Annotated in this window: 20 protein-coding genes; 2 read left to right on the top strand and 18 right to left on the bottom strand. The window is 36.6% G+C overall.

Features of this window, described 5'->3' with window-relative positions; translation table 11 throughout:
- On the top strand, positions 1 to 253 hold a 253-nt coding region (locus Q0A18_RS13495), incomplete at its 5' end, for a hypothetical protein (protein ID WP_292010676.1).
- Here the strand turns inward: Q0A18_RS13495 and Q0A18_RS13490 are convergent.
- The 5 genes from Q0A18_RS13490 to queA form a co-directional block, all read right to left on the bottom strand.
- Positions 254 to 1,231 (bottom strand): polyprenyl synthetase family protein, encoded by a 978-nt coding sequence (locus Q0A18_RS13490; protein WP_292010675.1) that lies wholly within the window; start codon positions 1,229 to 1,231, stop codon positions 254 to 256.
- Between the two features lie 74 nt (positions 1,232 to 1,305).
- On the bottom strand, positions 1,306 to 2,172 hold the full coding sequence (locus Q0A18_RS13485; RefSeq protein WP_292010674.1) for a hypothetical protein: 867 nt from the start codon (positions 2,170 to 2,172) through the stop codon (positions 1,306 to 1,308).
- Positions 2,173 to 2,194: 22 nt separating this feature from the next.
- Positions 2,195 to 3,121 carry a sterol desaturase family protein gene (locus tag Q0A18_RS13480; protein WP_292010673.1) on the bottom strand — a complete coding sequence of 309 codons (927 nt, stop codon included), beginning with the start codon at positions 3,119 to 3,121 and terminating at the stop codon, positions 2,195 to 2,197.
- A gap of 73 nt (positions 3,122 to 3,194) precedes the next feature.
- Positions 3,195 to 4,229: a 23S rRNA (adenine(2503)-C(2))-methyltransferase RlmN gene (gene rlmN, locus Q0A18_RS13475; protein ID WP_292010672.1), complete on the bottom strand. Its 1,035-nt coding sequence runs from the start codon at positions 4,227 to 4,229 to the stop codon at positions 3,195 to 3,197.
- A 109-nt stretch (positions 4,230 to 4,338) separates the two neighbouring features.
- Positions 4,339 to 5,388 carry a tRNA preQ1(34) S-adenosylmethionine ribosyltransferase-isomerase QueA gene (queA, locus tag Q0A18_RS13470; protein ID WP_292010671.1) on the bottom strand — a complete coding sequence of 350 codons (1,050 nt, stop codon included), beginning with the start codon at positions 5,386 to 5,388 and terminating at the stop codon, positions 4,339 to 4,341.
- Between the two features lie 180 nt (positions 5,389 to 5,568).
- Here queA and Q0A18_RS13465 point away from each other — a divergent pair, with 180 nt between their 5' ends.
- The gene (locus Q0A18_RS13465; protein WP_292010670.1) at positions 5,569 to 6,261 is read left to right on the top strand and encodes an AIM24 family protein; all 693 of its coding nucleotides are present in this window, start codon (positions 5,569 to 5,571) and stop codon (positions 6,259 to 6,261) included.
- Positions 6,262 to 6,319: 58 nt separating this feature from the next.
- Here the strand turns inward: Q0A18_RS13465 and Q0A18_RS13460 are convergent, their stop codons facing one another.
- From Q0A18_RS13460 to Q0A18_RS13400, 13 genes are all read right to left on the bottom strand, one after another.
- Positions 6,320 to 6,814 carry a DNA-deoxyinosine glycosylase gene (locus Q0A18_RS13460; RefSeq protein WP_292010669.1) on the bottom strand — a complete coding sequence of 165 codons (495 nt, stop codon included), beginning with the start codon at positions 6,812 to 6,814 and terminating at the stop codon, positions 6,320 to 6,322.
- A gap of 77 nt (positions 6,815 to 6,891) precedes the next feature.
- On the bottom strand, positions 6,892 to 8,889 hold the full coding sequence (locus Q0A18_RS13455; RefSeq protein WP_292010668.1) for a S9 family peptidase: 1,998 nt from the start codon (positions 8,887 to 8,889) through the stop codon (positions 6,892 to 6,894).
- Positions 8,890 to 9,042: 153 nt separating this feature from the next.
- Positions 9,043 to 9,387 (bottom strand): phage holin family protein, encoded by a 345-nt coding sequence (locus tag Q0A18_RS13450; protein ID WP_292010667.1) that lies wholly within the window; start codon positions 9,385 to 9,387, stop codon positions 9,043 to 9,045.
- A gap of 187 nt (positions 9,388 to 9,574) precedes the next feature.
- Positions 9,575 to 9,997 (bottom strand): PaaI family thioesterase, encoded by a 423-nt coding sequence (locus Q0A18_RS13445; protein WP_292010666.1) that lies wholly within the window; start codon positions 9,995 to 9,997, stop codon positions 9,575 to 9,577.
- A gap of 113 nt (positions 9,998 to 10,110) precedes the next feature.
- Complete coding sequence (locus Q0A18_RS13440; RefSeq protein ID WP_292010665.1) at positions 10,111 to 12,231, bottom strand: type IA DNA topoisomerase; 2,121 nt, start codon at positions 12,229 to 12,231, stop codon at positions 10,111 to 10,113.
- 140 nt (positions 12,232 to 12,371) lie between these two features.
- The gene (locus tag Q0A18_RS13435; RefSeq protein WP_292010664.1) at positions 12,372 to 13,247 is read right to left on the bottom strand and encodes a pirin family protein; all 876 of its coding nucleotides are present in this window, start codon (positions 13,245 to 13,247) and stop codon (positions 12,372 to 12,374) included.
- A 215-nt stretch (positions 13,248 to 13,462) separates the two neighbouring features.
- Complete coding sequence (locus tag Q0A18_RS13430; RefSeq protein ID WP_292010663.1) at positions 13,463 to 14,050, bottom strand: Crp/Fnr family transcriptional regulator; 588 nt, start codon at positions 14,048 to 14,050, stop codon at positions 13,463 to 13,465.
- A gap of 10 nt (positions 14,051 to 14,060) precedes the next feature.
- Complete coding sequence (locus Q0A18_RS13425) at positions 14,061 to 14,372, bottom strand: hypothetical protein (protein WP_292010662.1); 312 nt, start codon at positions 14,370 to 14,372, stop codon at positions 14,061 to 14,063.
- Positions 14,373 to 14,410: 38 nt separating this feature from the next.
- Positions 14,411 to 16,021, bottom strand: coding sequence for a Na+/H+ antiporter (locus tag Q0A18_RS13420; RefSeq protein ID WP_292010661.1), 1,611 nt, complete (start codon positions 16,019 to 16,021; stop codon positions 14,411 to 14,413).
- A 379-nt stretch (positions 16,022 to 16,400) separates the two neighbouring features.
- Positions 16,401 to 17,021 (bottom strand): dienelactone hydrolase family protein, encoded by a 621-nt coding sequence (locus Q0A18_RS13415; RefSeq protein ID WP_292010660.1) that lies wholly within the window; start codon positions 17,019 to 17,021, stop codon positions 16,401 to 16,403.
- Positions 17,022 to 17,025: 4 nt separating this feature from the next.
- The gene (locus tag Q0A18_RS13410) at positions 17,026 to 17,979 is read right to left on the bottom strand and encodes a VOC family protein (protein WP_292010659.1); all 954 of its coding nucleotides are present in this window, start codon (positions 17,977 to 17,979) and stop codon (positions 17,026 to 17,028) included.
- 125 nt (positions 17,980 to 18,104) lie between these two features.
- Entirely contained in the window at positions 18,105 to 18,395 is a 291-nt protein-coding gene (locus Q0A18_RS13405) for a GNAT family N-acetyltransferase (protein WP_292010658.1), read from the bottom strand.
- A gap of 57 nt (positions 18,396 to 18,452) precedes the next feature.
- Positions 18,453 to 19,385, bottom strand: a complete 933-nt coding sequence (locus Q0A18_RS13400) for a ring-cleaving dioxygenase (protein WP_292010657.1) — start codon at positions 19,383 to 19,385, stop codon at positions 18,453 to 18,455.
- Positions 19,386 to 19,454 lie beyond the last annotated feature (69 nt).

Here is a 19,454-nt window from a genome sequence, read left to right as displayed (position 1 = left end):
TCTTTTAGGGTTTTCTTTAATTATTATTACTTCTCTGAAAATCACAAAAATAAGCCACAGCACCTATTTAGACGAATTTGCAGGGTTAGCGTGTCTCCTTTTTGCGTGTAGCTGTTTCTTTTCATTTCTGGCAATACGATCTAAAAAACACAGCAGAGAAACTCAGTATGAGAGTATTGCGGATTATTTATTTTTAATTGCATTATTTTGCATAGTACTGGCTGTTATTATCGTAACTGTAAAAATTATTTAGTTAAAATTTTCTTTCAATTACGTAATCCAGCATAATATGTAATGACTTTTTAGCATCAGAATCGGGAAATTCATCAAGAATATTTTTGGCTTTCTGCTGGAAATCCTTCATAACTCCAATGGCATAATCCAAGCCTCCCGAACTCTTTACAAAAGCGATTAATTCTTTTACCCTCTTCTGATCATTATTATAACGCTTTATTGTATTAAAATAATATTTCCGGTCTGATTCACCCGCTACTTTCAAAGTGTGAATTAACGGGAGTGTCATTTTCTGTTCTTTGATATCGATCCCAACCGGTTTTCCGATAAAATTAGAACTCAGATAATCGAATAAATCGTCTTTAATCTGGAATGCCATTCCGGTGTAGGTTCCGAAATCCTGCATTTTTTTAGCCAGCTTCTCATCAGAGCTATTGGATAATATACCAATTTCACAGCATGCTGCGATTAATGTAGCTGTTTTCTGACGGATAATCTCGTAGTATACATCTTCTGTAATATCCAGTTTTCTTGCCTTTTCCAGCTGAAGAAGCTCCCCTTCTGCCATCTCCCGGATCGTTCTGGAAATAACAGAGAGTAAATCATAATCTTTATGGTCGGTAGAAAGCAATACGGATTTTGATAATAAGTAATCGCCAACCAATACGGCAATTTTATTTTTCCATAAAGCATTAATAGAGAAAAAATTCCTTCTTTTGAAGCTTTCATCCACCACATCATCATGAACTAATGTTGCTGTATGAATCAGCTCTATCATGGACGCTCCGCGATACGTCTTTTCATTCACTTCCCCTATGAGCTTTGCACAAAGAAAAATAAACATGGGACGCATCTGTTTTCCCTTTGTAGTAACTATAAAGCGGGTTACTTTATCAAGTAAGGGAACTTTGCTTTGCATTGATTCATAAAACTTTTGTTCAAAAAGTTTCATTTCTTCATTAATCGGTTGCTTGATTTCTTCTACAATATTAGCCACAATCTAAAGTTGAGGGGATATAATTATTAATTTAAACAAAGATAATTTTTTTCATCCAAATTAACAGCTAAAATTCAGGGATTGAACTGTTCTTTTGGAATAAAATATAAACTTGGCCTGGTATTCCCCAATGGCGAATGGAATTTCTCTCCGGAAATATAGATCCCATCATCATTTACGGCAATACCTTCTATTTGTCCAATACCTAAAGCGCTCCCCAAATAATAATGTTTGGGAGTCTCTTTAAAAAAGACTCCGGGTTCCGTTTCTGAAAAAATATCCAAAAATACTTCTGTTTTTTTAGTATATCCTATGAGATAGAGTTTCTTATTAAAATAAGATGCATCTGTTACTACAAAATTGGTTTTATAGGATTCTGTTTTTTCAGCAGGCTGTTCCAAATAAATCTCTGGATCAATTATATAATGACTTGTAGCTCTGGAGGCCCATTCTTTAGTAAATACATGAATTTTTCCATTGAGATAGATCATCGCTTCGGCATCAAAATCATTATTGATATTTTTAGACGTAAAATCTTTCTGCTCAGGATAAAAAAAGGAAATAGTTTTAATAGAATCAAAAGCTGTAAAAGGAACTTTGTAAATCTTTAAATCTTTTCTCGTTCCGGCGTTATTTCCAAAATCCCCGATATAAAAATTAACTCCATCATTGGTTAATGCTTCCCAATCTATATTCTTAGCCGGCACTTTGAGGGTTTCCAGAATATCACCGGATAACGGATCTATTTTATAAATTTCAGGGGCATTTCCACTATCGTTAAAAGTATATAAATTTCCTTCAAAAAAATTAAGTCCGGAAGACTCTTCTATACGGTCGTTAAGATAATTTACCCTGTATTTTCTTATTTTGAAAATCTCAGTCTGTTGAGAGAAGGCTGCCTGAAAAATAAAACAGGTAATGATCAGGATAAACTTTTTCATACAACAAAAATAAGCTTTTAGATTAACCGGGCATCTGTTTCTTCTTATTCTGTTTTTCAAAGTATTCTTTCTGGAACTGCCTCACTGTTTTTCCGGTACCGTCATGTTTCCATCCAGGAGCATTAAAGAGATAATTAAATCTGTCTGAAATTTTCAATCCGGGCTGCTTAATATCTTTCCAGATTTTCCTCCACTCGTATAATAATACGGTATCCGGCCGGTTATCCGGCATCTTAGGATATATTCCAAATTTAACAGGGATTTTAGGATCTTCTTTTTCAAAAGTACCAAAAATTTTATCCCAGATAATAAGGCACATTCCCATATTTCTATCCAGATATTTAATATTGCAGGCATGATGTACACGGTGATGGGAAGGTGTTACCAGTATATGCTCAAGGAAACCCATAGACTTCACTGTCTGAGTATGTACCCAAGTTCCATATACCTGCCCTATGGCGTATACCACCATAATATGCCAGGGATTAAATCCTAAAAAGGCTAATGGAGAGAAATACAGATATCTGTATAAAGGCTGGAAAACAGGACTTCTGAAGCCTGTAGTCAGATTAAAATATTCAGAATTATGATGGGTAATATGAACAGCCCAGAATGCTCTGGAATGGTGATCTACATAGTGTAAGACATAGTAGGCAAAATCCGTTACTACAAAACAAATGATCCAATACCAGATCGTAAAATCCCAGCTAATCAGTCGATAATTATAAAAGAAAAACATCACTCCCATAGCGAAGGCTTTCATCAAAAGATCAAGGCCAAAGTTGAGAAGCGCAAGATATACGCTGGTCGCTACATCTTTACCATTATAGAGTTTTGCTTCTGAGACATGACTATAAATCATTTCAGCCAGAATAACCGTGGCATGAAAGGGAATTGCCCAAGCATAAACATTTTCTAATCCGTCTTCACCAAGAAGGAAATCCATCATCACTTAAAGTTTAGTGCAAAAGTAGCGCTTTAAAAAATGGATAAAAAAAAATTAAGTTTTTTTTAATGAAATTTTAATCGGTAGTTTTGTTGGCAAGCTGTCCGCATGCCGCATCTATATCACTTCCACGGCTTCTTCTTATCATTACGGTAACACCAGCTTTTTCCAACTGACGAACATAATTTTCCTCTGCTTCTTTATTGCATTGGTCATACTTTCCATCACCGATCGGGTTATACTGAATTAAATTAACTTTAGAAGGAACCTGCTTACAATATCTGATCAAAGCTTTAATATCTTCATCTTTATCATTGATTCCTTTCCATACACAATATTCAAAGGTAATAACCGATCCTGTTTTTTCATACCAGTATTGAAGGGATTCCATAATTTCAGTTAATGGAAACTTATCAGAAAAAGGCATAATTTCGTTACGTTTCGATTCTATCGCGGAATGTAAAGATAAAGCTAATTTCACTCTGAGCTCATCATCTGCAAGCATTTTTATCATCTTTGGAATTCCCGATGTAGAAACAGTGATCCTTCTTGGAGACATCCCCAAACCTTCGGGCTGGGTTATTTTTTTAATAGCTTCCACCACATTTTTATAATTCATCATCGGCTCTCCCATACCCATAAATACGATATTGGAAAGAGGACGGTCGAAATATAATTTACTCTGCTTATCTATTAATGCCACCTGATCTACAATTTCTGCCACTTCAAGATTTCTCATTCTTTTAAGTCTGGCAGTAGCACAAAACTCACAATTTAACGAGCAGCCTACCTGTGAAGAAACACAAGCTGTTGTACGGGTTTCCGTAGGAATTAACACAGATTCCACCATTAAACCATCATGAAGTTTTACCCCATTTTTAATGGTTCCGTCCGAGCTTTTCTGCAGAAGGTCTACGGAAACGGGATTAATGGTATATTCTTCGGATATTTTTTCACGAAGAGGTTTTGAAAGATTGGTCATCTCATCAATAGAATGAAGATTTTTACTCCACAGCCAATCATAGACCTGCTTCGCACGGAAAGGTTTTTCTCCCAAAGACACAAAGTAGTCTTTAAGCTGGTCTAATGATAATGTCCGAATATCTTTCATTGTTGTAAAAAGTATAATGTAAAATGTACAAAGAAATTATAATGTATTTTTAAGGTCTCATCCCTCAGGAATACACTATGCTTTGTACATTCTACATTGATACATAGTTTTATAGAATTAACATAGCATCACCATAAGAGTAGAATTTATATTTCTCTTTTACGGCTTCTTCATAGGCATGCATGATAAAATCTTTCCCTGCAAACGCAGCGATCATCATAATTAAGGTAGATTTAGGAGTGTGGAAATTCGTAATCATGGAATTAGCTACTCCAAAATCATGAGGCGGATAAATAAACTTGTTAGTCCATCCACTGAACGCAGAGATTTTTTTATTGGAAGAAACAGATGTTTCCAACGCTCTCATTGTAGTAGTCCCTACTGCACAAACTCTTCTGTTGGCTTCTACTGCTTTATTGATGATTTCAGCATTCTTCTCATCGATAATGATTTCTTCCGATTCCATCTTATGTTTGGAAAGATCTTCTACTTCAATCGGGTTAAATGTTCCTAATCCAACGTGTAGAGTAATTTCTGCGAAATCAATTCCTTTAATTTCCAATCTCTTCATCAAATGTCTGGAGAAGTGCAATCCGGCAGTAGGTGCTGCTACAGCTCCTTCTATTTTTGCATAAATCGTCTGGTATCTTTCAGCATCAGAAGGCTCTACATCTCTTTTGATGTATTTTGGAAGCGGAGTCTCTCCCAATTCTTTCAATTTGGTTCTGAATTCTTCATAAGAACCATCAAATAAAAATCTCAGTGTTCTTCCTCTTGAAGTTGTGTTGTCAATAACTTCAGCTACTAAAGATTCATCTTCAGTGAAGAATAATTTGTTACCGATTCTGATTTTTCTTGCAGGATCAACAAGTACATCCCAAACTCTGGTTTCTTTATCTAATTCTCTTAAAAGGAATACTTCAATCTTAGCCCCTGTTTTTTCTTTATTTCCATAAAGACGTGCAGGAAAAACTTTAGTATTATTGAATATAAATAGATCTTTCTCATCAAAATAATCCACAACATCTTTAAACAGTTTATGTTCAATAGTTTCTGTTTTTCTGTCGAGAACCATTAACCTGGCTTCGTCTCTGTGTTCTGCAGGGTGTTCTGCCAATAGTTCAGCAGGAAGATCAAAATTAAAATCTGATGTTTTCATTTTTTAAATTACGGTTTAAAAATTATTTAAAATTACAATAGGTAATTTTTCGGACTGCAAATATACGATATTGAATACCCCTTTGTCAAGTTTTAATTTAATGCATATTAAAAAACCGTATTATCACTGTATTTAATGAACGAAAATTTATCTACTTTTGCGAACCAAAAAATTACACTTATGAATAAATACTCAGTAGAATCTTTTGTAGCCGAGACAAGAGAGAATCCGGATGAAAGAGATTATTTTGAACTTGAGAAACCTCAGATGCTTGAAATTAACCTAAACAACCAGTTTGTATGGACTAAAACAGGAAGTATGGTTGGATATGTAGGAAATATCAAGTTTGAAAGACAGGGAATGCTATCCGGAGGAATAGGAAATCTTCTGAAAAAAGCAATTAGCGGTGAAGGCGCCAAATTGATGAAAGCGGAAGGAACCGGAAAATTATATGTTGCCGATTCCGGGAAAAAAGTTCGCGTTCTTCATTTAAGCAATGAGTCAATATGTGTGAACGGAAATGATATTCTTGCTCATGACCAAACTATAAAAAGTGATATTACTATGCTAAAAAGCATTGCAGGAGTAATGTCCGGAGGATTATTCCAGGTAAAACTTTCAGGAACGGGACACATTGCCATCACTACTCACGGTGATCCATTGACATTAATGGTAACACCGGACAGCCCGGTATTTACAGATCCGAATGCTACAGTAGCATGGTCTGGGAATTTAAAGCCTGAGCTTAAAACAAATGTTTCCCTTAAGAGTCTTATCGGAAGAGGCAGCGGTGAGGAATTTCAAATGAAGTTTTCAGGAAACGGATGGGTATTAATCCAGCCTTATGAAGAGGTTTATACTTTACAAAAATAGGATATAATCTTACACACAAATAAGATAGAAGCAAAGGTATTTACTGCCTTTGCTTTTTTTATACCTTAACAAAATCCAGAATCCGCATCCAGGCTTCAAGCTTTTTTTCTAATGAAACAGTATGAAGCGGGCTGGTGGAAGGTAAAAGAATTACAGGTAATTTAAAATCCTTTCCCAGTATCTTCTGTAAGTTTTTATAGGATTTTCCACCATTACAAAAAATAGCTTTAATATTCGGATATTCTTCCAACAGCTCTCCAATCTGGTTAGCTTCTTCATTTCTGATCTCAGAATCCAGACTTCCTTTTCTTTCACAGGAATCTATAACATCCCAAAGAGCAATATGATATTTTTTTAAAAGCTGAATTCTTTCCGAATAAACTTCCGTAAATTCTTCATTAAATAATTGAGAGATAATTCTCCAGAATTTATTTTGAGGATGGGCATAGTATTGCTGCATTTCCAATGATTTTACTCCTGGAATCGAGCCTAAAATCAATATTTCAGAAGCAGAGTCTATCAACGGTGGAAATGAGGAGATTCGTTCTTGCATGAGTCAAATATATAAATTTTGGCTAAAGCCTTTAGTTTTTACAATAAAAAAGCGGGCTTAAGCCCGCTTCCTTATATTTAAAGTGTTTCTTTTAACCATTCAAAGAATTCTCTTTGCCACACCAATGCATTTTGCGGATGAAGCACCCAGTGATTTTCATTAGGAAAGTAAAGGAATTTGGTTTTTAAACCTTTTAGCTTTGCAGCCTGGAACGCTTCCTGCCCTTGTTCGTAAGGTACACGGAAATCTATTCCTCCCTGGATAACCATAATAGGTTTGTTCCATTTATTTACAAAATTACTCGGATTAAATTCCGTATATGATTTAGGAACCGGATTATCATAAGGTGAACCTCCTAAATCCCAATTGGCAAACCAAAGCTCTTCAGTGGTAAGATACCAGGATTTCATATCGAACAATCCATCATGAGCTATAAATGTTTTAAATCTGTTATCATGAATTCCCGCTAACATGAATACACTGTACCCACCATAGCTTGCTCCCACTACCCCCATTCTGTCTCCGTCTACATAAGGTAAGGTTTTCGCATAATCAGCTGCTGCCAGATAATCTCTCATCGGCTGCCCACCCCAGTCTTTTGAAATATCTGCGTTCCATTTTGTTCCCCATCCCGGCATTCCTCTACGGTTAGGTGCTACAATAATATAATCGTTAGCTGCCATCAATGCAAAATTCCATCTCGTACTGAAGAATTGTGTCAATGCAGATTGTGGTCCCCCCTGGCAATACAATAAAGTCGGATATTTTTTATTCGGGTCAAAGTTAGGCGGATAATGGAACCATACTCCCATTTCTTTTCCATCAGAAGTTTTTACCATTTTCAGCTCAGATTTTCCCTGGGCTAATTGGGCATAGGTATCTTTATTAGCATGGGTTACCTGCTTCATTTCCCCGTTCCTTATACTTACAGAAAATAATTCGGTAGCATGATTAATATCTGTTCTTCCTACTAAAAGAGAAGTTTTATTATCAGCAAAGATCTCATTCACATCAAAATCACCTTTTGTAAGCTGCTGAACTTTTGAAGTTTTAGGATCTAAAGAGAAAAGCTGTTTTGTTCCTCTGAACGCCGAAGTAAAATAAATAGTTTTTGAATCACCGCTCCAGAATACATCTCCGGAAACACTTTCATCCCACCCTTTAGTAAGATTAGATGTTTTTCCGGATTTCCAGTCCATTACCTTGATGTCATTTTTATCCGCTTCATATCCGTCTCTCTCCATACTCTGCCAGGACAGAGACTGTCCATCCGGGCTGAATTTAGGATTTATATCATATCCTTTGTTGGATTCTGTCAGATTTTTAGTTTTTCCTGAAACTAGATCATAAGCAAAAATATCCGTGTTGGTACTTGTAGCATAGTCTTTTCCACTTTTAGGCTTCATCACATATAAAAGCTGTGAAGAATCCGGACTCCAGATGAAATCCTCACTTCCTCCAAAAGGTCTTTGTGGAGAATCCCAGGCTTTTCCCTCCTGTAAGTCCTTTGCAGCGCCTACCTGCTCAGAGGTATTTACTACAAAAACATGGTTATATTTCCCTTCATTAAAATAATCCCAGTGTCTGTGATTCAAATCAGTATAAATCTGGGCTGTAGTATTAGGAGTATCAGCATATTTATCTTTCCCCATTAGTTTTTCCACCAATACCTGCTTGCTGAAAGCTATTTTCTTTCCGTCCGGTGAAATCACAATATTATCAGCTTCTCCTATGGTATAGAATTCACCCCATGTTTTACCATTGTCTTTTGAAAGATAAATTTTATCTCCTTCCTGCGCATAGATTCCATTTTTATCCCATTGAATAAGGGATTTTTTTCCAAAATCTATCTTAGAAAACTGATTGTTAAGAATATTCAGAAAATAGTTTTCAGTGTTTGTTTTTTCTGTTTTTAAATCCACCTGCCCTACTTTATAAATAAGAGAGGACTGATCCGGTGATACTGCCTGAACTCCTACTTTTTTAAGGGTCCAAAGGATCTCAGGAGTCATTCGTTGTTGTGCATTCATTAAGAGTGGTGCTGCCAAAGCAAGCAGACTGTACTTAAGTTTCATATATTGATAATCTTTTTTTGCTATGAATATGAAATCAATCAAAGACTTCACAAATTTTTACTCTATCAAAGATTGTCAAAGTTAATATTAAAATAAAAATTCGCCAATGAAAACATGGCGAATTTTATATGAATCTTGATTTATTATGCGTAATTAATCTCCATCTGTAAGCAAAGAACCTACCAATGAAGTACATAAAGACAATAAAATACTGAATATAAAGGCCCACCAGAAACCATCTACCACCATTCCGCTGATAAAATATTCCGCCAACAGAATGATTAAGGCATTAATAACCAACGAAAAGAGTCCGAGGGTAAGAATCGTAAGCGGTAATCCGAAAAATCCCAGAATAGGCCTTACAAATGTATTGAGAAGCCCTAATACAATTGCAAAAATAATTGCTGAAGAGAATCCGTCAAAATGAACACCGGGTAATACTTTTGTCAGCAGGAATGCAACACCTGCTGTGATCAGTAATCTGATAATTAAATTCATAGGTATATTTTTTTTATAGTTTAAATAGTATTATCAAAACCCATTCCATAACTTTGAAATTTAACGATCAATAAAGGTTTTTATATATTAAATCAGAAAATATATTTCCAATAAATTTTATTATACACAAATAAAAACCTTGGGTATTCAAAATAAAGTAATGAAAATGAAGAATCTACAATAAAAACTATTTGATCTTCATCATAGTCACCAGTGACGTAGCGGCATGATGTTCAGAAGTTCCCTGTTCATTTACGGTATAAATTTCAACACGGATTACACTGATCTTACTACCTCCTTTAATGACATAAGCTTTTGAAACCAATGCATCTCCTATTGCGGGTCTTAAATAATTAACTTTTAATTCTACAGTAACCACATAGCAGTCTTCTTCATAGTGGCTTACTGCAGCATAACCTGCGGATACATCTACGAGAGAAGCAATCATAGCACCATTGAACATTCCTGCTTTCCGGGTCATCATTTCCATTTTAGGAATTTTAATGGAAACATAATCTGTGTCTACATCAAGAAGTTCTGCGTTATAAAATTTTAAGGTTTCAGAACGGTTGAAACTGTCAACAATGAGCTGCTTTTTTTCCGGTGTCATGGATATGGATTAAATTGTTATCTGCAAAAATAACAAATAAATTTACGAGATAAACCTATGAAAGTCCAGATTTATTGGAGATTACGCTACGCTTCATTTTAAATAAAAACCTCTTACTTCAATATAATTTCGAAGTGATCGGATAAGGATAGTGATCCTTCTGCTGTTCCATCAGGGTGAGAAGTGAATCCTTTCAGCTTTGAAGTTTTCCCTTTTAAAACTAAGTCCATAAGCTGTTTTTCAGAAAGTTTTTTTCCAAAAATTTCAAACGGAACTTTAAAATTACAATTCTTATAATCTGAACAGCCGACCGCTGTTTTACCTTTGATAAGATGGTATTCTTTACATTTCGGACATTTTATTTCTTCCCAGGATTGCAATTCTTTCTTAGGCGCAGGCTCTCTCTTTTTCTTTTCTTTAATTTCTTTCTCTTCTTCCTGTAAAGCAATTACTTTTCCTTTTCCGTCCACTACTTTCCGGGTAAGATCGGTTACCATCTGTATGAGCTCTTCTTTAAACTGATTGGCTTCGTATTCCCCGCTTTCAATTTTACGGAGCTTTAATTCCCATTCTCCCGTTAGTTCAGGACTTTTAAGAAGTTCGTCTTCTATGGTATCAATCAGCTGAATTCCCGTTTGCGTTGCAATGAGATTTTTTCTTTTCTTTTCAATATACTTTCGTTTGAAAAGTGTTTCTATGATATTGGCACGGGTGGAAGGTCTGCCGATTCCATTATTTTTCAACAGCTCCCGCAGCTCTTCATCTTCTACCTGTTTTCCGGCAGTTTCCATGGCTCTAAGCAACGTTGCTTCCGTATAGGGTTTAGGGGGTGAAGTTTTTCCCTGATGAATCATGGGTTCATGGGGCCCGCTTTCTCCTGCTGTAAATTCAGGAATGGTTTGTTCTTCTTCTTTATCCTTTTCTTTTTCGGATGGCTCTTTGATATCTTTTGCATAAACAGCTCTCCATCCAGGCTCAAGAATCTGTTTTCCGCTTGTTTTAAACGGAATGGTTCCTACCTGAGCTTCTACTAAAGTATTGGATATTTTACATTCAGGATAAAATACTGAAATAAAACGTTTGGCAATAAGATCATAAACCAGTTTTTCTTCTCTGCTCAGATTTTGTGACGGCTGAACTTCCGTAGGTATAATAGCATGGTGATCTGTTACTTTAGCGTCGTCAAAAACTGCTTTGGATTTTGGAATAGGCTGTTCTAATAACGGAGCAACAAGTTCGTGATAGAAGGTCATTTTCCTGAGAATACCTTCAATTTTCGGATAAAGGCTTTCAGATAAATAGGTAGTATCTACACGGGGATAGGTTACATGCTTCTTCTCATAAAGACTTTGCACATATTTTAATGTACTCTCTGCCGAGTATCCATATTTTCTGTTGGCTTCCACCTGAAGTCCGGTAAGATCGAAAAGCCGAGGGTTCTTCTCTTTTCCTTCTTTAATTTCAAAGGAGACAATTTCAAATGGATTCTGCTTAAGGTATTCTAATCCTTTTTCTGCACGGTCTAATGTTTTTAATCTATCAATAGCCGCATTGAAGATCACATCACGGTATTTGGTCTTAAGCTCCCAATATTCCTCAATGGTAAAGCTGTCGATTTCTTTCTGACGCTGAACCAGCATTGCTAAGGTAGGTGTCTGCACCCTTCCTATGGAAAGGACTGCTTTATTTCCACCAAATTTTTTAGTAAAAAGTCTGGTTGCATTGATTCCCAGCAGCCAATCTCCTATCGCTCTTGCATTTCCTGCAAGGTATAGATTTTTATAATCTTCAGCAGGTTTTAAGCTTGCAAATCCCTCCCGTATCGCTTCTTCGGTAAGAGAGGAAATCCATAAACGCTGAACAGGTTTATTACATTTTGCTTTCTGCAATACCCAGCGCTGTATAAGTTCCCCTTCCTGGCCGGCATCCCCGCAGTTAATAACCTCATCACATTCTTCCACCAGTTTTTCTATTACTTTAAACTGGTTTTCAACTCCTTTATTGGGAATAAGTTTAATTCCAAAATTCTTAGGTATGATAGGAAGAAAAATAAGGCTCCAGGATTTGAGCTCGGGTCCGTAATCATGAGGTTCCTTGAGTGTACAGAGATGTCCGAAAGTCCATGTGACACAATAGCCATTTCCCTCCATATACCCCTGTTTGGGCGTAGTGGCCCCCAATACTTTCGCTATATCTCGGGCAACACTGGGTTTTTCGGCAATACACAACTTCATGAACTGGAAATTTTAAAAAGGAATACAAATTTCAGGATTTTTTTTGACTTTTCCAGATGGGATTTTTGAAAAGATTTTATTAACAAAAGAATCCTCTTGATACAAGAGGACTCACAACAATCTATAAACGGGTCGCTATTTTACATCGTCATCGGCACATCCATCAACAGAATCTCTGTACCTTCTGAAGTTGCTTTCACAGGAATATCCGTAATATCCCAAACTCCGAATCCATCTCTTTCTTCCAGCGGCACTCCGGCTATTTCCGCACTTCCTTTAATGATAAAAGCATATACTCCGTTTCTTTTTTTCTTTACTTTATAATCAGTCTGAAAATTATTTTCAAAAGTTCCCATATGAAACCATGCATCCTGATGAATCCAGACTCCTTCATCATTCGCATTAGGTGAAAGAATCTGCTGAAATTTATTTTGCATTTTGGTTCTGTCTAAAGTCATCTGATCATATCTCGGACTTACATTTCTTTTATTCGGATATACCCAAATCTGGAGAAATTTAACAAACCGATCTTTGTTTTTATTGAATTCACTGTGCATAATACCGGTCCCTGCGCTCATCACCTGAATGTCTCCGTCATTAATCACCGTTGTATTTCCCATGCTGTCTTTATGTTCCAAATCACCTTCCAGCGGAATACTGATGATTTCCATATTATCATGGGGATGGGTTCCGAATCCTCTTCCCGCTTCTACTTTATCATCATTAAGTACTCTTAAGACTCCGAAATGCATTCTTTCTGGGTTATGGTAATTGGCAAAACTGAAAGTATGTTGGCTTAGCAGCCAGCCATGATCTGCTTTTCCTCTTGAATCTGCTTTATGGAGTACTGAATTATCTTTTATTTTAGATTCAGGATTGGGAAGATGATTGTATCCTATAGGTTCCAGAGGTTCAATTTCATCAATGTCATTCTTCATGGTATTCGCCAATGATGCTGATGCGACAAACATTCCGGGTCCCAGTAAACCTTTTTTTAAGAAATCTTTTCTGTCCATATCTATTTTTATTTATTCTTCTTGATGAAACAAATTTAGAGAGACAGAAAAAGGTGTACATTAAACTAGTTTAATAAATTATTTTTTTGTTCATAGATTTAACAGATTAAAAACAAGTTAAAATACACAAAATCAATATTCTATTTTGACTATTGTAAATTAATAAGGATAAATACATTATAATTTAATAAGCCGGCGGATTCAAAATAAAACGGTTATTTATTTTCTTTGGCAGCAAGGCGTTTTCTGATAGTACTTACGAACTCTTTTGAAACCCCTAAATAGGAAGCAATATAGTATTGTGCCACACGCTGAGGAATGGAAGGATATACTTTTATAAATTCCAGATAGCGTTCAGTAGCAGTTTTTGAAAGGGTATTGATCAGCCGGTTCTGTAAGGTGGAAAGATTTCTCTGTACCAACATTCTGAACACCCGTTCAAATTTAGGTATAGATTCCAAGAGCTTTTCCTTAGTGGCTGGATTAAGCAGATAGATCTCTGAATCTTCAAGGGTTTCCATATAGAGCTTAGAAGGCTTCTGCTCCTGAAATGAAGCTATATCACTGATCCACCAGTCTTCGATAGCAAAAAGTATAGTAACTTCAAAACCATTATCATCAAGATAATACACTCTTACACAGCCCTTCTGGACGTAGCCTTCAAATTGGCAGATCTCACCTTCCCTCAATAAAACCGTTTTTTTAGGTAGCGATTTGCAGGTCAGTAAATCCGTAAACAATTTTTCTTCATTTACGTTAAGGCTGATAAAGCGTGTGACATTCTTAATGATACTTTCAAACATGGGTTAAAGTTTATGGCAGCAAATTAGGAAAAAGACTGTAAACTTCATTCTTTAATAACCCGCTTCCTCCACCATAATGATCTATTACTTCAACCCGCCCCTCTATATTTTCACAAAAAACTTTGATCTCTTTCTCAAATTCTTCATCCAGTCCGGAACTTAAAAGTACCACATCCACATGATTATTTTCAAGGTATTGATAACAGTGCTTTTCGTCATTGCAAATTTCTGCCAGCCACCCTTCATTATTTTCTATAATCCTTTTCAAAGTATCAAGAATTTCCTGATTCTTTCCTATCACTAAAAATTGTAATATTTTCATTGTATATAATTTTTTAGTTTAATAATTCTGTAAAGTAATTACAAATGCTTGGTTCCTGTTATTTTAAGCTCATTCAGATCAAGCTGGGATTCAGCTTTTCTGATTTCTTCATCACTGAAGAGTTTTTGTTTTTTCATTTTAAACAATTCTTTTCTCTGCTGCTCAAAAATATCCAGCATAATTTCACGATATTCTTTTAAATTATCCTGCCTGTTTGCAGACAGTTCAAGTGAATCTAAATGATTTTGATTTACTCTTATACTGTTTTCAAGGGATTTTTTAAGGTTCTGGACTAATCCGTTCGTCTCAAGACTGGAAGGATATTTTTCTCCGATTCTTTCCAAGGCAAGAGTATCCAGCTCTACCCTTATTCTTGCCTGCTGCTCATGGGCGGGCTTAATAGGATCAATTTCTCCAAGGTTAACCAGTTTAATCAATAAAGGAAGGGTTAATCCCTGAAAAACAAGGGTTATAAAAATCACTACAAAGGTGATGAAGATAATAAGGTTTCTCACAGGAAATGCTGTTCCATCAGTCATCATTACAGGAATGGAAAGTGCTGTCGCTAAAGACACCACCCCGCGCATTCCGGCCCAACCAATAATCAGAGGATTCTTCCAGCCGGGTGTAGGATCCTGCCGAATCTTTTTACTTACCCATCTTGGGATATGAGCCACCGGATAAATCCACAGTAAACGTACAACAATAACAATTAAACTGATGAGTAGTCCATATTTTATTCCTTCCATCAAGGAAGTTTCTCCCAATCCCTGGATAATATCGGGGAGCTCTAACCCTATCAGGATAAACACCAGTGCATTCATCACAAAGATCAGTGTATTCCAGACTCCTACCATATTGACTCTTGTGTTTCCTGTTTTAAACATTTCATGAGACCTGAAAGACATAAATAAACCGCCACTTACCACCGCCATTACTCCGGAATATTCAAAATGTTCTGCAGTAAGGAATAAAATATAGGGAGTAATCACTGTTAATGCTGCATCAATAGCAGGTGTTGTAGGTAAAAAGCGATGGATAACGTAAAATACGTGAGCCCCTACTATCCCTACTACAATTCCCAATCCCGCTACTATAAAAAACTGTCCGGTTGCTTCCTCCATAGAAAAGGCTCCGGTAAGTACTGCTGCCAGCGCAAAACGGAAAATAATCAGGGAGGATGCATCATTAACCAGACTCTCTCCTTCAAGCATTGTGATTGTTCTTTTAGGAACTTTCAACCCTTTCAAAACGGTAGTAGCTGCCACCGCATCGGGAGGTGAAACAATTCCTCCCAACAGAAACCCTAAAGCAAGCGTAAATCCAGGGATCAGTGCCTGTGAGGCATATGCCACTACAATGGAGGTTAGAAATACGAGCCCGAAAGCCAAAAGGGCAATCGTCCGTTTCCATTTCCAGAAATCATTCCATGAGGTATACCAGGCCGCTTCATATAAAAGCGGAGGTAGGAAAATCATAAAAACAATTTCAGGATCCAGTTTTAAAACAGGAACTCCCGGAATAAGGCTTATTCCTAATCCTGCTATAACCAAAAAGATAGGATAAGCCACTTTAATACGCTGTGCCACCATAACCAGCAGCAACACAAGAATTAAAAGTGCCAGTATGGGAAGTAATTTTTCATGCATGATCAATGCGTCTGCTATAACTAGTTATTTAAATATGAATGAACACGGATGTCCTTTCTTTTTTCTCCAGATTTTTTGTTCTATGTCCTTTACCTGTAATGTCTTCCATCAAAAGAATTTCCCCTGTCCTGAATTTTCTTTTCTCACATAACGAGGTTTCTATTTCCACTCCTCCATCCAGTAATATGATATACTGCTTTTGCGGAGCGCAATGATAGTCATAATCATAGTCAGCCGATACTTTTCTGAACTGTAGTTTATCAGTCTTAAATTCATTGGAAAGAAAACCTATCTCACCTTGATTTTTGAGCTCAATTTCTACATTTCCAAAATGAGTTCCACCATTTTCGTCACTAAAAATACGGGTTATTTTTATTTTTTATTTAAAAATAATTGAATTGGCCCATTCTATTTCTTCCTGATTAATGGAATGTCCGAAGTTTTCATATATTTTCTCGGTTACTTCAGCATTCATTTCTCTTAAAATATTAGCGGTAGCATATACTCTTTCCACCGGAACATGAAAATCGGGATTACTGGTTCCCAAAAACACCGGAGTTCCTTCGAAATCACCTTTATAGTTTTCACTATTGATCTTATCTCCGATTAATCCTCCTATGATAGCCACTGCTCCTCCATATCGCTGCGCATTTCTGGAAATATATTCCATGGTAAGGCAGGCCCCCTGAGAGAATCCGAAAAAATAAATATTTTCAGACTTTATTCCTTCATCCACAGCTTTTTTTACGGTTTTGCCAATGATATCTACCGCTGAAGACAACCAGGGTTCATTCTGCTCTGCAGGTGCTATAAAAGAGTAAGGATACCAGGTATGGTTGGAAGCCTGAGGTGCCATTAACGCATAATCCTTTACATTCAGATGTCTGGATAAAGTTAAAATATCTTCTGCGCTTCCCCCTCTTCCATGAATCATGATAAGCACCTTCTGTGCCTCTTTCAACGGAATTCCTGCTGTTTTTATATCTAATGTATGGTTCATGATCTTATCTGTATTTTTCTACCGGATATGTAAATTTCGGGAGTACTTCCTGTAAATGTGGTCTTTGCTCTTCAAACTGCTGAGGCAGCATCAGATTCTCTCCCAGAGAAGCCAGCTCTTCATCCACATCAAACCCGGGACCTGAAGTAGCCATTTCAAATAAAACTCCTCCCGGCTCTTTAAAATAGATGGACGTAAAATATTTACGATCTTTAACTTCCGTATGTTTTAATCCCAATGCATTTAATCTTTCCATCATTTCAAGTTGAGCTTCTGCATCCGGAACAGCAAAGGCAACATGATGAACAGTTCCTCTTCCGGCCAGCCCTTTTAATGCGGAAGGTGTACACACAAGGTCTACATATTTTCCGGGGAGGCTCTCCACTCCGAAACGGAACCTGTCAGAACTTTCGGAAACCAGCTGATGATCCATCTGATTGGTAAGCAAAGCTGCCGTTCTTTCATAAGCATCCAGCCATATTTCAACATGGTGAATCCCTTTTATGGCATAATCAGCAGGAATAAATCCATTATTATATCCTTTTCTGCTATCTTTATCATTAAATACAAGCTCCAGTCCTAATCCGTCAAAGTCTTCAAGATAAATGAATACTTCTCCCGAAAATCTCTGCTGTGGCTGCTTATAAGAAATATTAAACTGGTCTAACCGTGCCATCCAATAATCCAGTCCGTCAATTGATATTGAAAAAGCGGTAGTATTCAGCATTCCTTTTCCGTGTCTTCCGTTGACTAATCCTTTTCCATAGGGAAAAGTGGTCATAATAGTTCCGGGAGTTCCGAACTCATCTCCGAAATAGAAATGATAGACTTCGGAATAATCAAAGTTAACCGTTCTTTTGATAAGGCGAAGTCCCAGAACTCCTGTATAAAAATCAATATTTTCCTGTGCATCCCCTGTGATGGCCGTAACGTGATGAAGTCCTGTGATAAGTGACATAATATGGTAAGTTTTTTTGGTTTCCGATTGTTTTTTATATAATTTTTTGACGCAGTCTTTGTACTGATTTTTAGATAAGCAAAATGATTATCCCGGCTGATGAAGCTTAAGTTCCGGCTTATTTTTTATTCTTTTAACCAAACATCATTGTATTCTTCCGGATGACGTTTGAACTGGGCATGTACGTAAGGACATAGCGGAAGTATTTTCAATTCATTTTCTCTTGCGTAAGACACCAGTCTTTCCAATAAAATTTTAGCAAAACCTCTTCCTTCATATTCAGGATTAACTTCCGTATGATAAACGGTCAGCTTATCTCCTATCACCGAAATATCCATCTTTCCGGCTTTTTTATCATCGGAGAATAATTGGATTTCTCCTTTTCTTCCTTCTAAAATGACTTCTGTTCTTTCCATTTTATTTATTTTTTTGTTATCACTAATTTATTACCTTTCTATTTATTGAATACTATCCTATGATAAGTTTGGCAGGACTCCTTCTATTTTCTCACGGACTCCCTCGTATTGTTTGGGAAGTTTGAGAGAAGATCCCAGCTCATGTAAAGGTTCATCTACTGTAAATCCGGGATTATCGGTTGCTATTTCAAATAAAACACCTCCCGGTTCACGGAAATAAAGAGAGTAAAAATAATCCCTGTCTACTTTTGGGGTAATGCTTAATCCTGCCGATAATACTTTTTCACGGTATTCCATTAAGATATTGTCATCTTTTACACGGAAGGCAATGTGGTGATTGGTACCTGCTGCATTTCTTCCAGCCGGAACTTTTTCATTTTCAATGATATCAATAAGATTAGCGGTTTCAATAGCACTGGTTTCAAAACGGTATCTTCCTCCGTCCTGTTTCTGAAGATCATATCCCAAAATGTCGGTAAGAACTTTTATAGTAGGTTCTGCTTTCTTCAATGTTAGGGTTACATTATGAAATCCTTTCAGTGCATTTTCTTCTTTAATATCTTCCGTAGTCCAGACTTTTCGCAAGTCTTCGTTCTGAGCTTCTGTAAACTGTAACTGAAGTCCGTCCGGATCTGTAATGGAGATCACTTTTTCCCCAAAAATTTCGCTTTCCTGTACATTTACATTAAAGCTTTTCAAACGGTCTTTCCAGAATCCCAGGCTTCCTTTAGGAACAGAGTACCCGATATGAGTTGCCAGTCCGCTTCCATTTGTTCCCTTCCCTATTCCTTCCCAGGGAAAGAAAGTGAGAATAGTTCCGGGTGTCCCATTTTCGTTTCCGAAATAAAAATGATAGGTTCCGGGATCATCAAAATTGACGGTTTTCTTTACAAGTCTTACCCCCAATACCTGAGTATAAAAATCCAGATTTCTTTTTGCATTATCTGCAATGGCTGTTATATGATGCAGTCCTAATATTCTATTTTCCATGTCTTTTAATTTTAATGCTAAATTAGTTTAACATAAAATCCTACACATTTAACTAGTTTAATAAATATC

Source organism: Chryseobacterium sp. (assembly GCF_022712095.1).
GTDB lineage: Bacteria > Bacteroidota > Bacteroidia > Flavobacteriales > Weeksellaceae > Chryseobacterium.
Note: the sequence above shows the minus strand (reverse complement) of the source record. Positions and strands in the feature narration are given on the sequence as shown.

Excerpts from the sequence above, each read along its gene's own strand:
- Q0A18_RS13405 (WP_292010658.1), bottom strand. The coding sequence starts at position 18,395 with ATGGAAAGAACAGAAGTCATTTTAGAAGGAAGAAAAGGAGAAATCCAA.
- Q0A18_RS13485 (WP_292010674.1), bottom strand. The coding sequence starts at position 2,172 with ATGAAAAAGTTTATCCTGATCATTACCTGTTTTATTTTTCAGGCAGCC.
- Q0A18_RS13465 (WP_292010670.1), top strand. The coding sequence starts at position 5,569 with ATGAATAAATACTCAGTAGAATCTTTTGTAGCCGAGACAAGAGAGAAT.
- Q0A18_RS13415 (WP_292010660.1), bottom strand. The coding sequence starts at position 17,021 with ATGAACCATACATTAGATATAAAAACAGCAGGAATTCCGTTGAAAGAG.
- Q0A18_RS13480 (WP_292010673.1), bottom strand. The coding sequence starts at position 3,121 with ATGATGGATTTCCTTCTTGGTGAAGACGGATTAGAAAATGTTTATGCT.
- Q0A18_RS13400 (WP_292010657.1), bottom strand. The coding sequence starts at position 19,385 with ATGGAAAATAGAATATTAGGACTGCATCATATAACAGCCATTGCAGAT.
- Q0A18_RS13440 (WP_292010665.1), bottom strand. The coding sequence starts at position 12,231 with ATGAAGTTGTGTATTGCCGAAAAACCCAGTGTTGCCCGAGATATAGCG.
- Q0A18_RS13420 (WP_292010661.1), bottom strand. The coding sequence starts at position 16,021 with ATGCATGAAAAATTACTTCCCATACTGGCACTTTTAATTCTTGTGTTG.
- rlmN (WP_292010672.1), bottom strand. The coding sequence starts at position 4,229 with ATGAAAGATATTCGGACATTATCATTAGACCAGCTTAAAGACTACTTT.
- Q0A18_RS13455 (WP_292010668.1), bottom strand. The coding sequence starts at position 8,889 with ATGAAACTTAAGTACAGTCTGCTTGCTTTGGCAGCACCACTCTTAATG.
- Q0A18_RS13410 (WP_292010659.1), bottom strand. The coding sequence starts at position 17,979 with ATGTCACTTATCACAGGACTTCATCACGTTACGGCCATCACAGGGGAT.
- Q0A18_RS13430 (WP_292010663.1), bottom strand. The coding sequence starts at position 14,050 with ATGTTTGAAAGTATCATTAAGAATGTCACACGCTTTATCAGCCTTAAC.
- Q0A18_RS13425 (WP_292010662.1), bottom strand. The coding sequence starts at position 14,372 with ATGAAAATATTACAATTTTTAGTGATAGGAAAGAATCAGGAAATTCTT.
- Q0A18_RS13450 (WP_292010667.1), bottom strand. The coding sequence starts at position 9,387 with ATGAATTTAATTATCAGATTACTGATCACAGCAGGTGTTGCATTCCTG.
- Q0A18_RS13435 (WP_292010664.1), bottom strand. The coding sequence starts at position 13,247 with ATGGACAGAAAAGATTTCTTAAAAAAAGGTTTACTGGGACCCGGAATG.
- Q0A18_RS13460 (WP_292010669.1), bottom strand. The coding sequence starts at position 6,814 with ATGCAAGAACGAATCTCCTCATTTCCACCGTTGATAGACTCTGCTTCT.
- Q0A18_RS13445 (WP_292010666.1), bottom strand. The coding sequence starts at position 9,997 with ATGACACCGGAAAAAAAGCAGCTCATTGTTGACAGTTTCAACCGTTCT.
- queA (WP_292010671.1), bottom strand. The coding sequence starts at position 5,388 with ATGAAAACATCAGATTTTAATTTTGATCTTCCTGCTGAACTATTGGCA.